This is a genomic window from Bacillus cereus group sp. N21 (genome assembly GCF_016483395.1).
GTDB lineage: Bacteria > Bacillota > Bacilli > Bacillales > Bacillaceae_G > Bacillus_A > Bacillus_A pseudomycoides.
On record NZ_JAEHBX010000014.1, the window covers coordinates 46,553 to 60,192 of the forward strand.

Sequence of the window (13,640 nt, forward strand, 5' to 3'; positions counted from 1 at the left end):
ATATGAGGCTGTTTTTTTATGTATAAATACAAGTGAAAACCTTTCTTTTTTGGTGGGAGAGGGGGGACCGGCCATGTATAGAAGCGGTCAGGTCCTTTTTGAGCCCCGTGCCGGGTTTAAAACAAAGGGAGAAGGAGAGAGTAGGCCCTCTTTTGTGTTCATAGCAGCGACTTGTATGTTGAGAATCTATTGTACTTACTGAAGATTTGAATATGGTAGACAAAATACAAGAGCGTAATTTTACCTGCACTTTTTGCCGAATGCTGATACAATAAAGGATGTTACTATTTAGTAGAAAGAGTGGTAAACATGTTAGATTGGATGAAAAAGCTGTTTAACAAAGAGGAACATCAGGAAGAAAAAGCAGCGATAAATAAAGCAGTACCGAAGAACACTGAAAGTAAGCCGAAAACTCCTCGTGTAAACCACTACACTGAAGCAAGAGAAGCACAAATGGCTAGTCGGAATTTAGGTGTGAAATGCCGATTTCCGTTAATACCTGATGATGGATTTGATGAGGAGAATGTGGAAGAATCAACACATTTTGAGCAGCAACCTCTGCCAAGGGTAACGAACATGGAGAGACGCAGGCCAAGATATGTAGAAGAACCAGTTCATACATTTGCCCCGCCACAAGCCCAACAAGAAATTGAGCCAGAGCCTATCTTGCCAAAAAAATCTGTGCCAGTACAAGAAAGCCATCGAAGACCATTTCGCCCGACAGAAATGATTTCGCCTATCTTTGGATATAAACGTCCTTCGAGAGAGAAACAAGAAGTTAAGACGGAAGAAAAAGGGCAGGAAGATCTTGAAATATCCTTTGAAGGAAAATCTGTCGTCGATGCTTGGTTGGAGAAAAAAGGATACTCTCTTTCGAATTTCTCAGACGAATCCTTTATTCCTTCTAAGAAGCAGGAGAAAAATCTGGAGCATACTGGACAACAAGAAAGCCCAAAAGAGGAAAAATCAGTTGTTGATCAGTGGCTAGAGAAAAACGGTTACGATTCTGAGCGTTCATTCACTTCGTTAGAGGGGCAAGAAAAGGTAGATGCTATTTCAGACTCTCTTCCATTTGCAACTGATAACTTTTTACATAAATCAGTTGGACAGGATAATAAGAAAGAAGAGCATACTGTTGAAATCGTACAGGTATTTGAGCAAGAACCAGATGTAGTGGCGTTATCACAATATGATAACGAAGCGAAGGAAGAAATCTTGCAAGATGAGTTGCTAGATTCTACTGTAGAGAATATGGATACAACGTCAACAGAAGAAAATGAATATAAGAAAGAAATAGAAGAAGAACAGCTAGTGGAGAAAACTATTTTAGAAGAAAATATTGTTGAAGAAGTGGAAGAAGCTGAAGAACCAAGGCTGGAAGTTGAAGCGGTGGAAGAAGCTGAAGAACCAACGCGGGAAGTTGAAGAAGTGGAAGAAGCTGAAGAACCAACGCGGGAAGTTGAAGAAGTGGAAGAAGCTGAAGAACCAACGCTGGAAGTTGAAGCAGTGGAGGAACCCGAAGAAACGCTGGTAGCAGAAACATTTGAAGAAGCAAAAATTGCCGAAACAGCGAAAGAGTCTGCAGAAGAAACGGCTCAAGTAGTAGTTGGAAAAACGACAGAACAAGAGAATTTGGTTTCTAAAGCGGAAAACAATGTTTCAGAAACATCTTCAGCAGCAGACGAGCACACGAAGGAAGCAGTTCAAAACTTTGCAAATGTATTAATCGAAGAGGCAGAAGAAAAGCAAGAAGTTGCTGTGGAACAGCCTGTTAAGCAAAAAGAAGAACCGAAACGTGAGAAAAAGCGTCATGTGCCGTTTAATGTTGTGATGTTAAAACAAGATAGAAGAAAGTTAATAGAGAGACATGTGGCAGGAATGAAAACGCCGCAGACTCCTATAAAACAAGCTGAAGAACCAGTAAAGGTGCACGAGCAGCCTGTACAACAAGTGGAAGAAGCACCACAAGGAAAAGCGAAAACTGCACAGCAAATTATAGTGGAAACTCAAGTGGAAGAGAAACCAGTAGAACAAGTTATAGTGGAAACTCGAGAAGAAGAGAGACCAGCACAGCAAGTAGTGGTGGGAACTCAAGAAGAAGAGAAACCAGTAGAACGAGTGGCAGTGGAAAATCAAGTAACAGAGGAGCCAGTTCAACAAACGGAAATGAAGGCACCTGTTGCAAGTGCAGGAGTACAAGAGAAAGCATACGTTATAGCGCGAAGAGAGAATGATATGCGTAATGTACTGCAAACACCGCCTGAATATGCTATGCCACCATTAACACTATTGACGATTCCAAGTCAGTCGACATTAGATAATACGGAATGGTTAGAAGAACAGAAAGAATTATTAGATACGACGTTTAATAATTTCCATGTTGGGGCTCATGTTATCAATGTTTCACAAGGACCAGCTGTAACGCGCTTCGAAGTACAACCTGATCCGGGTGTGAAAGTAAATAAAATCACAAATTTAAGTGATGATATTAAGCTGAGTTTAGCTGCAAAAGATATTCGAATTGAAGCACCGATTCCAGGGAAGAGTGCCATCGGAATTGAGGTTCCGAATAAAGAAAGTAAGCCTGTATTCCTGCGAGAAATTTTGAGAAGTCCTGTGTTCACGAAAAGTGAATCACCGCTTACAGTTGCGCTTGGACTTGATATTTCTGGTGCTCCAATTGTAACGGATATAAGGAAGATGCCGCATGGACTGATCGCTGGTGCGACTGGTTCAGGGAAAAGTGTCTGTATTAACGCGATTTTAACAAGTATTTTATATAAAGCGAAACCACATGAAGTGAAGCTGATGTTGATTGATCCGAAAATGGTTGAGCTTGCACCATATAATTCTATTCCCCATCTTGTAGCACCTGTTATTACAGATGTGAAAGCAGCTACAGCAGCGTTAAAATGGGCTGTAGAAGAGATGGAACGCCGTTATGAATTGTTTGCGCATGTTGGTGCACGTGATTTAACTCGTTATAATATCATCGTAAGTAGCCGAGAAATCCCAGGTGAAGCATTGCCGTACATTGTTATTGTAATTGATGAGTTAGCCGATTTAATGATGGTTGCTCCTGGTGATGTAGAGGAAGCAATTTGCCGCATTGCACAAAAAGCACGTGCTTGTGGTATTCACTTATTAGTTGCAACGCAGCGTCCGTCTGTGGATGTTATTACAGGATTGATTAAATCAAACATTCCAACGCGTATTGCGTTTACAGTATCATCTCAAGTAGATTCACGTACAATCATTGATATTGGAGGAGCGGAAAAATTACTTGGTCGCGGTGATATGCTATTTTTAGGAAACGGTACGTCAAAACCCGTCCGTGTACAAGGGGTATACGTATCGGATGATGAAATTGAAAAAACAGTTGAACATGTGAAAAAGCAAATGAAGTCGAACTATTTATTTAAGCAAGAGGATTTATTGGCGAAAACAGAACAACATGAAGCCGAAGATGAACTGTTTTTTGATGCATGTCAATTTGTTGTAGAACAAGGGGGAGCGTCCACATCTTCTGTACAGAGAAAATTCCGCATCGGTTATAATCGTGCGGCACGTCTTATTGAAGAGATGGAAGCACAAGGAATTATATCTGAAGCACGGGGAACAAAACCGAGAGATGTCCTTATTTCAGAGGATGAATTTGCTGCTATGCAGGAAACGAATGTATAGGAAGCGGTTTTGCTGTATACTAAGAGAAAATGTTGGATAGTAAAGTAGGGAGTAAACGACATGAAAGAAATTGAATTAAAATTAAAAGGTGAAATCAATCGACTAACAAATAAAACATTTAAATTTGATGAACGAGTTGGGGAAGGTTGGTTCTCTGCCGTTTACTTTTTAAAAACTCGTGACATTATTCAAGAATTTCGCCCGAAAAGTGTTGTGACAATGCAATTTTTCCAAAAGGAACATGCGATACTTTGCGGAACAGATGAAGTATTAGCATTGTTACAAACATTTGCTGAACATCCGGAAGAGCTTGAAATCCATTCTTTAAAAGATGGGGACAATATTAATCCATTTGAAACAGTTTTAACAATCTCTGGACCTTATGAATATTTCGGGTTTTTAGAAGGTGTAATCGATGGGATTTTAGCTCGTCGTACATCTGTTGCAACAAATGTATATAATGTTGTACAAGCTGCTCGCAGCGGTGAAAAAGAAAAACCGGTTATTTTCATGGGAGACCGTGATGATCATTATACACAGCAAGCTGGTGATGGATATGCGGCGTATATTGGTGGTATGAGTGCACAAGCAACGCATGCAATGAATGAATGGTGGGGCAAGAGTGGAATGGGGACAATGCCTCACGCATTGATTCAAATGTTTAATGGAGATGTTGTAGAAGCTGCAAAAGCGTACTATAAAAAGTTTCCAGAGGATGATTTAGTTGTACTGATTGACTACAATAATGATGTGATTACAGATGGTCTTCGTGTTGCACGTGAATTCGGCTCAGAATTAAAAGGTGTACGCATTGATACATCACGTACAATGATTGATCAGTATTTCATTCGTCATCCAGAAGTACTTGGCACATTTGACCCTCGTGGTGTAAATCCATCCCTTGTTTTCGCGCTCCGTAAAGCGCTTGATGAAGAAGGGTTCCAGCATGTAAATATTGTTGTAACTGGTGGATTTGATGAAAAACGTATTCATGAATTTGAAGCGCAAAATGTTCCTGTAGATCTATACGGAGTGGGCAGCAGTTTATTAAAAATGAACATTGGTTTTACAGGTGATAATGTAGAATTAAATGGAAAACCAGAAGCGAAAGCTGGACGTAAATATCGTCCAAACCCACGTTTAGAGCGTGTTCAATTAGAAAAAAGAGAAGATATGTAAGAAGAGGAAAAACTGATAGGGAATTGACCCTATCAGTTTTTCTGTTATCATAGTATAACGGATTGTTTTTTGCTATAATAAGTTTGTTATGGACATATAAGAAGTACGTACGTGTTTATCCCGATTGGTGAGAGCTAATGAAAGTTCCGCTGTATCGAGAATGTATGATGATTACCAAAATAAGAAAAGATTCATATACTGTCTTATAGATAGGCCGTTGTATTAGTTCGAAATGTTGGAGGTTCTTTAAGATGACAGTTTACCATTTTGTAGGAATTAAAGGAACAGGAATGAGTTCATTAGCACAAATTCTTCATGACATGAAGCATACTGTTCAAGGTTCTGATTTTGAAAAACGTTTCTTTACACAAGTAGCTTTGGAAAAGCGTGGTATCTCCATCCTTCCTTTTGATAAAAATAATGTAAAAGAAGGACAAGTGATTATCGCAGGAAATGCGTTCCCTGATACGCATGAAGAGATTGTAGCAGCGAAAGAGTTAAATATCCCAGTACACCGTTACCATCATTTTTTAGGGAATCTTATGAGTAAGTATACAAGTGTTGCTGTAACAGGTGCACATGGAAAAACATCAACAACCGGCTTGTTAGCCCATGTAATGCAAGGTGCACACCCAACGTCTTACCTTATTGGAGATGGAACAGGGCATGGGGTAGAAAATAGTAAGTATTTTGTGTTTGAGGCATGTGAGTACCGTCGTCATTTCTTGTCTTACTATCCAGACTATGCAATTATGACAAATATTGATTTTGACCATCCGGATTACTTTACAGACATTAATGATGTATTTAGTGCATTCCAAGAGATGGCACTTCAAGTGAAAAAAGGAATTATTGCATGTGGTGATGATGAAGAACTGCAAAAAATTCAAGCGAAAGTACCTGTTATTTTCTATGGATTTGGTGAAGATAATGATTTCCAAGCACGTAACATCCAAAAGAGAACAGATGGTACTGTATTTGATGTGTTCGTTCGTAATACGTATTATGAAACATTCAAAATTACAGGTTACGGCAATCACAGCGTATTAAATGCATTAGCAGTTATCGCGCTTTGTCACTATGAAAATGTTAATGTAGAAGCAGTAAAACATCAATTAACAACGTTTGGAGGCGTAAAACGTCGCTTTAATGAAAAACCGATGGGAGAACAGGTCATCATCGATGATTATGCACACCATCCGACAGAAATTAACGCAACGATTGAAGCTGCTCGTCAAAAGCATCCAGAGCGTGAAATTGTCGCTGTATTCCAGCCACACACATTCTCACGTACTGAAAAGTTCTTAGATGAGTTCGCGGAAAGCCTAAGCAAGGCTGATCAAGTATACCTATGTGATATTTTCGGATCAGCACGTGAAAACAAAGGTGACTTAACAATTCAAGATCTGCAAAAGCGTATTGATGGTGCAGAATTGATTACCGATACAACAACGAATGTATTAAAGAAACATAAAAACGGCGTTCTTATTTTCATGGGCGCAGGTGATATTCAAAAATTCGAAGCGGCTTACGTGAAAGAAGTGCAAGTTGCGGAGAAGTAATAAAGCGAAGACGTGCAGCGGTGGCTGCACGTCTTTTTTATGTCAATTGTTGTAGAATGGTCGCTATATGGTGTACTAGGTAGAAAATTTATTAAAGTTGGTAGTCCAGGACAAACAACGACATATACAATGACTGTTGGAGCGCTTGCTTTCATTATTGTGTCCTTTATGCAACAGAGTGTAGTAGCGATTCCAGAAATTCCTCTATTAGCATGGTTATCTATTTTATTTATGGCAATTGGAATGAGCGTGCTTGGTTATCTTTGGTGGAATAAAGGAATCGCCCAAATTGGGGCAGCAAAAACCTCTTTGTTCTTTAACTTAGTTCCCGTTGTTACAATGCTTGTTTCTTTTGTAGAAGGAGTGAGTATCACAATCTCGCAATGTTTAGGGATGATTTTAGTCATTACAGGTGTTCTATATTCTTCCGGTTTTCTTGCTATAAAATCCAAAAAAGAAAGTGTGAATATATAACCCTTAACATTTTATAATTAGAAATGTTAGAATAATAAGAAAAAGTATTAGAGGGGATAGAGCAATGTTTACACTTCGAGTCGATGATGACATCAAACTTCAATTGTTAGAAAAACATCATAAAGAAGAATTGTATCAATTAGTAGATCAAAACAGGGAGCATTTAAGAAAATGGCTTCCATGGGTAGATGGGACAAAATCTGCTGATGCATATGACGAAATTCTTCCGATGTGGCTAAAGAAATATGCGGATGGAAACGGTTTTGAAACAGGTATACGTTATAAAGGAAAGCTCGTTGGAATGGTCGGTATTCACGAGGTGAACTGGGCTAAGAAAGCAACAAGTCTTGGATACTACCTTGCAGAAGAAGCAGGTGGAAAAGGAATTATGACAAGGAGTGTAAAAGCGGTGCTTCGCTATGCGTTTGAAGAACTAAAATTGAATAAGATAGAAATCCGTTGTGGGGTAGAGAATCAGAAAAGCCGTGCGATTCCGGAGCGACTTGGCTTTAAGTTAGATGGAGTTATGCGTGATGAAGAGTGGCTTTATGACCATTTTCATGATCTTACTGTGTATAGTTTACTAGCTTCAGAATGGAAGGAGATTCGATGAGCGATACGATTTGCATTCAGTCATATGAAAGTAAGTACCAATCTGAAGTAGTCGATTTAATTATTCACATTCAGCAAAAAGAATATAACGTACCAATTACAAAGGAAGAACAGCCAGATTTACAAGAAATTGAGCAGTTTTACCAAAGAGATAACGGAAGTTTCTGGGTAGCAACACATGATGGGAAAGTAGTTGGAACTGTAGCCTTATTAGATATTGGGAATCAACAAGTGGCCTTGAGGAAAATGTTTGTGAAAAAAGAATTTCGGGGCAAGGTGTGGAATACCGCGAGCATGTTACTCCAAACAGCTATCTCTTGGGCAAAAGAAAGAGAATTAGAAGGAATTTATTTAGGAACAACAGTACAGTTTTTAGCGGCACATCGCTTTTATGAGAAAAATGGATTTCAGAGTATGAAAGTGGAAGAGTTACCAGGGAGTTTTCCGGTGCTGCAGGTGGATAAGAAATTTTATAGGTATGGTTTGTGAAGAATAGAGATCATTCAAATCGAGAATGATCTCTATTTTTTTTGTTAAGGAAAATGGAAATGATGGTATAATTTAGGTGAGAGGTGATGGTATGAAATTTCCTATCCAAAGAAGCACACCAATTATGATTTTTGTAAGTGCAATGTTGATCCTTATGGTTGTTTGGCCAAGCGGAATGCTGATTATAGACAATGGAAACTGGGGATCAGCACTGATTGGGATGGCAATTTGCCTCATTGTAAATGTCCCTCTTGTTTGGGATGTATTCATTAAGAAACATACAGTCGAAAATGGTGTATTGAAATATGGCATATTGAACGAAGACGTTACACTATCTGATATAAGAATGGTGCGTCAAGTTGGAAAATCACTCGAAATTACAACGAACCGATACAAAGTCCATATGATTGCTATGCCAACAGATAAAGAAAAGTTGTTGTCACTCATTCAAGAAGCGAACCCACATGTGAAAATAGATCTAAAAGCATAATGGAGGACGAGGAATGAAACATTTTCGGCTGTTATTTTGTTTTGAATTATTGATGGTACTGGTCGTTTGCGTTAGAGGGTATGTTCGTTGGGAGTGGCCGTTGTATTTGTCGATAGGTGTAGGCATTTTAGCAGTTGTACTTTTGTTTTATTACCATTCTCGTCAAATCAGAAACAAAGGACAGAAAGTGGAGAAATAATATTGACCGTCCGACAAAACGAGACGTACCAAAAGAGCTCTCCCATCAAAAGGAGAGCTCCTTCACATTTTATTTTAAGTTCTCAGGATTTAAAGCTTCTAATTCAGGTACAACGAAGCGACCGTCTTTACGGATTAATACGTCGTCGAAGTAAATTTCACCGCCGCCGTATTCAGGGCGCTGGATGCATACTAAATCCCAGTGGATGTTAGAGTTGTTGCCATTCCATGCATCGTCATAAGCTTGTCCAGGTGTAAAGTGGAAGCTACCGTCGATCTTTTCATCAAATAGGATATCACCCATTGGATGTAAGATGTATGGGTTTACGCCGATTGCAAATTCACCAACGTAGCGTGCACCTTCATCTGTATCGAAGATTTTGTTAATGCGTTCTGTATCGTTTGCAGTTGCTTCAACGATTTGACCGTTTTTAAATGTAAGCTGTACGTTTTCGAATGTATAGCCGTTGTAAGGTGATGGCGTGTTATAAGAAACTGTACCGTTAACAGAATCGCGAACTGGTGCAGAGTATACTTCACCGTCTGGAATGTTCAAATGACCAGAGCATTTAATAGCTGGAATATCTTTAATGGAGAATGTTAAGTCAGTTCCAGGACCAGCAAGGCGAACTTTATCTGTTTTGTTCATTAATTCAACAAGGTTATCCATTGCTTTATCCATTTTGCCATAATCTAAGTTACATACTTCGAAGTAGAAGTCTTCGAATGCTTCTGTGCTCATTTTTGCAAGTTGTGCCATAGATGCATTTGGGTAGCGAAGAACAACCCAGCGTGTTTTTGGAACACGAATGTCTCTATGAACTTTTTTACCAACTGTTTGACCGTGGATCTTCATGCGTTCACTTGGAACGTCGGCTTGTTCGTTAATGTTATCGCCAGAGCGAAGACCGATGTAAGCGTCCATATCTTTCATTACGCTTGCTTCATATGCAGCGATTTGCTCGAAGTGTTCTTCAGTAGCGCCCATTAATAATGAGCGATCGACTTGATGATCTTTCAATGAAACAAATGGGAAACCACCAGCTGCATAGGCTTCTTTTACAAGTGCAGTTACAAGTTCTTTTTGCAAGCCAAAGTTTTCAATCAATACTTTTTCGCCTTTTTGTAAGCGGATTGAGTAGTTAATTAAATTGTGTGCTAAAGTTTCAATACGTGGATCTTTCATATGTAAAGCCTCCCTACTAATTATGTATCCTTCCTTATTGTACCCTACTTGCTGGAATTTGTTTAATGATTTATGGTACATTTGACGAACAAGTGTGAAAATTCTAATGAAATCACAAGGATTAGAACGAAACGGAAAATGATTGTATAATAGGAGAAAGTATGAAAAAGATAAAGGAAGTGATGAAATGCAAGTTCTTTTATACGTAAGTGCAGCTATAGCTGCCGTTGCTTTTGCAATTTTAGTGATATATACATGTAGAACATTATTATCATTGCAGAAGACGTTAGAAAATGTTGCAAGTACATTAGAAGGCTTAGAGAAGCAAATGCAAGGGATAAGCGTAGAGACAGAACAATTATTACATAAGACGAATGCATTAGCTGATGATATTCAGCAGAAATCTCAGTCATTAAATAAAGTAGTAGAAGGCGTAGATGGAATTGGAACAACAATTCATTCTTTAAATACGAAACTTCGCAATGTATCAGATTCTGTAACAAATGAAATTGAAAATAATGCAGACAAAGTTGCACAAGTTGTACAATGGAGTAGTGCAGCGATTGAAGTGTATAATCATTTTCGTGCTACTAGACAAGAGAAGAAATTAGAAAAAGCTGAGAAGAAGCTAGAGAAGGAAGAGAAAAAAGAGAAGCGCTCTAGACTTCCAATTCGTATGAGAGGTGAATAAAGTGAGCATGACAAAAATCGAAACAATGGAAGAGTTTGAAGCATTATTAGAAACAGCGGAACCATATATTCTTTTTAAACATAGTACAACATGTCCAATTAGCCAAGGAGCCTACGCAGAATTTGAGGCATATTGTCAAGATACAAAAGAAACACCTACTTATTATTTATACGTACAAGATGCAAGAGATGTTTCGAATCGTATTGCAGAGCACTTTGGTATTAAACATGAGTCGCCGCAAGTGCTATATATAAAAGATGGGGTAGCGGTATGGCATACATCCCATTGGAATATTAAGAAGCAAACTTTAGAAGAGAATGTGAAGTAGGGAGAAGTAAGCGGAGACGCTTGCTTCTTTTTTTAGGATTCATGAACTATGTAAATACAGATTGAAAAACTGATAGAAAACTGTTCTTTTTAGGTGGAAGAGAGGATCTACTCATGCATAGAAGTGGTCAGAGCCTCTTCTGCTCCCATGCCAAGTGAAAACAAAGAGAGAAAACGAGTGAAGGTTGAGTATGCTTTGTGTAAGTGAAAGGCAACAATATATATTTCAAATAAGAGAACGATTCCATTTATAATGTATATCATGTGACAACCTGATATCTATCGGATATAATAAATTATCTTAACCATGATAATAAGGTAATCTTTATATATAACTTGAAAGAGGTGGCTTTCTTATGGCATCACAAGAATTAGATCGTTTACGCTCTCAAATTGATCAAATGAACCTACAAATTTTAGAATTATTAAATGAAAGAGGTCGTCTTGTTCAAGAGGTTGGTAAGTTGAAAGAAGTACAAGGTGTGAAACGATTTGATCCTGTACGTGAGCGTAATATGCTTGATTTAATTGCTGAGAAGAATGATGGACCGTTTGAAACATCAACTCTTCAACATATTTTTAAACAAATTTTTCAAACAAGCCTAGAATTACAAGAAGATGATCACCGTAAAGCACTCCTTGTTTCACGTAAGACAAAGCCAGAGGATACGATTGTTGATATAAAAGGTGAAAAAATTGGTGATGGCAATCCTCACTTTATTATGGGACCATGTGCGGTTGAAAGTTATGAGCAAGTGCGCCAAGTTGCGGAAGCAATGAAGGAACAAGGGTTAAAGCTAATGCGCGGCGGTGCATTCAAACCTCGTACATCGCCGTATGATTTCCAAGGGCTTGGCTTAGAAGGCTTGCAAATTTTACGACAAGTGGCGGATGAATATGATTTAGCGGTCATTAGTGAAATTTTAAATCCGAATGATATTGAAAGGGCATTAGATTATGTTGATGTCATTCAAATTGGTGCTCGTAATATGCAAAACTTCGATCTACTCAAGGCTGCTGGATCGGTGAAAAAGCCAGTATTGTTAAAACGTGGTTTATCAGCAACGATTGAAGAGTTTATGTATGCGGCAGAATATATTATTGCACAAGGTAACGGAGATATTATTTTATGTGAGCGCGGCATCAGGACGTATGAAAAGGCAACGCGTAATACGCTTGATATTTCTGCTGTGCCAATTTTGAAGAAAGAAACACATTTACCTGTCGTAGTGGATGTAACGCACTCTACAGGACGACGTGATCTCTTATTACCAGCTGCAAAAGCAGCGATGGCAATCGGTGCTGATGCGGTTATGGCTGAAGTACATCCGGACCCGGCTGTTGCGTTATCAGATTCAGCGCAACAAATGGATATTCCAGAATTCAATGAGTTTATGAAAGAATTAAAAGCATTCCGCGGTAGATAGTCAGAAGGGGCTGTAGGGTCTATGTGACACTTGTTGCATAGACTTTTTTGCAGAAAATGTCCTTTTTTACATAAAAAATACGAAAATAGGAGAAAAGAAGCGAATTTTTTCGAAACTTTTGCGGGAAAATATTGTATGAGCCTGCATTTTTATCGTATCATTAGTAAAAGGACTCGGGAGTGACATCTTCAAGTAGAGTTGATGTCTTTTTTTCATTTTAGTGAACCGATACATAAAGATAGATAACATAATATAGAAGGAGTGTGCGAAGAGATGAACGTAACAATCTATGATGTAGCGCGCGAAGCGAATGTTTCGATGGCAACCGTATCACGTGTTGTAAACGGTAATCCAAATGTAAAGCCTACAACAAGAAAGAAAGTATTAGAAGCAATTGATCGTTTAGGATATCGCCCAAATGCGGTAGCACGTGGACTAGCAAGTAAGAAAACAACAACAGTAGGTGTTATTATTCCAGATATCTCTAATACGTTTTATGCAGAACTTGCACGTGGAATCGAAGATATCGCAACAATGTACAAATATAACATCATTTTAAGTAACTCTGACCAAAATAAAGAAAAAGAGTTCCATTTATTAAATACAATGCTTGGTAAACAAGTGGACGGTATTGTATTCATGGGTGAAGATATTACAGATGCTCATGTAGAAGAGTTTAAAAAGTCTCCAGTACCAATCGTTTTAGCAGCATCATTTGATGAGAACAATGAAACATCATCAGTAAATATCGATTATACACAAGCAGCTTATGATGCAATGAAGCATTTCTTAGCACAGGGTCATAAACGTATTGGTTTTGTATCAGGCCCTTACATTGATAAAGCGGGAAGCGCAAAGAAATTACAAGGTTATAAAAAAGCTTTAGAAGAAGCTGGTATCGCTTATGATGAAAATCTTGTAATCGACGGAGATTACACATACGACTCAGGTCTAGAAGCATTTGAAAAGCTTTGGGAACTTGATCAAAAACCAACAGCAATCTTTGTATCTTCAGATGAAATGGCACTAGGTGTAATTCATGCAGCACAAGATGCAGGATTAAATGTACCAGAAAACGTAGAAGTACTTGGTTTTGACAACACACGCCTTGCATTAATGGTACGCCCCCAGCTTTCAACAGTTGTACAACCAATGTATGACATCGGTGCAGTAGCAATGCGTCTACTTACAAAATACATGAACAAAGAAAACGTAGAAGATCATACAGTTATCTTACCTCACCGTATTCAATTTAGAGATTCAACGAAGTAAGAATAGGAAAACTCACAGGGAATCCTGTGAGTTTTTTTTGTTCTAATGA

General features: G+C 38.5%; 13 protein-coding genes. 12 read left to right on the forward strand and 1 reads right to left on the reverse strand.

Annotated elements, in window-relative coordinates:
• Nucleotides 1-309 precede the first annotated feature (309 nt).
• The 8 genes from JDS96_RS10550 to JDS96_RS10585 all read left to right on the forward strand — a co-directional run bounded on the left by JDS96_RS10550 (nt 310) and on the right by JDS96_RS10585 (nt 8,689).
• Nucleotides 310-3,684 carry a DNA translocase FtsK gene (locus JDS96_RS10550; RefSeq protein WP_199666747.1) on the forward strand — a complete coding sequence of 1,125 codons (3,375 nt, stop codon included), beginning with the start codon at nt 310-312 and terminating at the stop codon, nt 3,682-3,684.
• 60 nt (nt 3,685-3,744) lie between these two features.
• Nucleotides 3,745-4,863 carry a nicotinate phosphoribosyltransferase gene (locus JDS96_RS10555; protein ID WP_006096096.1) on the forward strand — a complete coding sequence of 373 codons (1,119 nt, stop codon included), beginning with the start codon at nt 3,745-3,747 and terminating at the stop codon, nt 4,861-4,863.
• 251 nt (nt 4,864-5,114) lie between these two features.
• Entirely contained in the window at nt 5,115-6,425 is a 1,311-nt protein-coding gene (murC, locus tag JDS96_RS10560; protein WP_199666748.1) for a UDP-N-acetylmuramate--L-alanine ligase, read from the forward strand.
• Nucleotides 6,426-6,464: 39 nt separating this feature from the next.
• Nucleotides 6,465-6,899, forward strand: a complete 435-nt coding sequence (locus JDS96_RS10565) for a DMT family transporter (protein WP_199666749.1) — start codon at nt 6,465-6,467, stop codon at nt 6,897-6,899.
• Between the two features lie 64 nt (nt 6,900-6,963).
• Complete coding sequence (locus tag JDS96_RS10570; RefSeq protein WP_199666750.1) at nt 6,964-7,512, forward strand: GNAT family N-acetyltransferase; 549 nt, start codon at nt 6,964-6,966, stop codon at nt 7,510-7,512.
• Entirely contained in the window at nt 7,509-8,000 is a 492-nt protein-coding gene (locus tag JDS96_RS10575) for a GNAT family N-acetyltransferase (RefSeq protein ID WP_199666751.1), read from the forward strand. The genes JDS96_RS10570 and JDS96_RS10575 overlap by 4 nt, the downstream gene beginning before the upstream one ends.
• A gap of 91 nt (nt 8,001-8,091) precedes the next feature.
• Complete coding sequence (locus JDS96_RS10580; protein WP_033799127.1) at nt 8,092-8,490, forward strand: PH domain-containing protein; 399 nt, start codon at nt 8,092-8,094, stop codon at nt 8,488-8,490.
• Between the two features lie 13 nt (nt 8,491-8,503).
• Entirely contained in the window at nt 8,504-8,689 is a 186-nt protein-coding gene (locus tag JDS96_RS10585) for a hypothetical protein (protein WP_199666752.1), read from the forward strand.
• Between the two features lie 69 nt (nt 8,690-8,758).
• Here JDS96_RS10585 and JDS96_RS10590 read toward each other — a convergent pair whose 3' ends face one another.
• On the reverse strand, nt 8,759-9,874 hold the full coding sequence (locus JDS96_RS10590; protein WP_033796453.1) for an aminopeptidase: 1,116 nt from the start codon (nt 9,872-9,874) through the stop codon (nt 8,759-8,761).
• A 142-nt stretch (nt 9,875-10,016) separates the two neighbouring features.
• On the opposite strand from JDS96_RS10590, the gene JDS96_RS10595 reads away from it, so the two are divergent.
• From JDS96_RS10595 to ccpA, 4 genes are all read left to right on the forward strand, one after another.
• Entirely contained in the window at nt 10,017-10,565 is a 549-nt protein-coding gene (locus JDS96_RS10595; RefSeq protein ID WP_098206234.1) for a DUF948 domain-containing protein, read from the forward strand.
• Nucleotide 10,566: 1 nt separating this feature from the next.
• Nucleotides 10,567-10,893 (forward strand): bacillithiol system redox-active protein YtxJ, encoded by a 327-nt coding sequence (ytxJ, locus tag JDS96_RS10600; protein WP_033799128.1) that lies wholly within the window; start codon nt 10,567-10,569, stop codon nt 10,891-10,893.
• A gap of 355 nt (nt 10,894-11,248) precedes the next feature.
• Nucleotides 11,249-12,319, forward strand: coding sequence for a bifunctional 3-deoxy-7-phosphoheptulonate synthase/chorismate mutase (locus tag JDS96_RS10605; RefSeq protein ID WP_006096104.1), 1,071 nt, complete (start codon nt 11,249-11,251; stop codon nt 12,317-12,319).
• 273 nt (nt 12,320-12,592) lie between these two features.
• Nucleotides 12,593-13,591: a catabolite control protein A gene (gene ccpA / locus JDS96_RS10610; RefSeq protein ID WP_003201117.1), complete on the forward strand. Its 999-nt coding sequence runs from the start codon at nt 12,593-12,595 to the stop codon at nt 13,589-13,591.
• Nucleotides 13,592-13,640: the final 49 nt, after the last annotated feature.

Bases quoted from the DNA above. Each gene is read 5' to 3' on its own strand.
- JDS96_RS10550 (WP_199666747.1), top strand. From the start codon at position 310: ATGTTAGATTGGATGAAAAAGCTGTTTAACAAAGAGGAACATCAGGAA.
- JDS96_RS10555 (WP_006096096.1), top strand. From the start codon at position 3,745: ATGAAAGAAATTGAATTAAAATTAAAAGGTGAAATCAATCGACTAACA.
- murC (WP_199666748.1), top strand. From the start codon at position 5,115: ATGACAGTTTACCATTTTGTAGGAATTAAAGGAACAGGAATGAGTTCA.
- JDS96_RS10565 (WP_199666749.1), top strand. From the start codon at position 6,465: ATGTCAATTGTTGTAGAATGGTCGCTATATGGTGTACTAGGTAGAAAA.
- JDS96_RS10570 (WP_199666750.1), top strand. From the start codon at position 6,964: ATGTTTACACTTCGAGTCGATGATGACATCAAACTTCAATTGTTAGAA.
- JDS96_RS10575 (WP_199666751.1), top strand. From the start codon at position 7,509: ATGAGCGATACGATTTGCATTCAGTCATATGAAAGTAAGTACCAATCT.
- JDS96_RS10580 (WP_033799127.1), top strand. From the start codon at position 8,092: ATGAAATTTCCTATCCAAAGAAGCACACCAATTATGATTTTTGTAAGT.
- JDS96_RS10585 (WP_199666752.1), top strand. From the start codon at position 8,504: ATGAAACATTTTCGGCTGTTATTTTGTTTTGAATTATTGATGGTACTG.
- JDS96_RS10590 (WP_033796453.1), bottom strand. From the start codon at position 9,874: ATGAAAGATCCACGTATTGAAACTTTAGCACACAATTTAATTAACTAC.
- JDS96_RS10605 (WP_006096104.1), top strand. From the start codon at position 11,249: ATGGCATCACAAGAATTAGATCGTTTACGCTCTCAAATTGATCAAATG.
- ccpA (WP_003201117.1), top strand. From the start codon at position 12,593: ATGAACGTAACAATCTATGATGTAGCGCGCGAAGCGAATGTTTCGATG.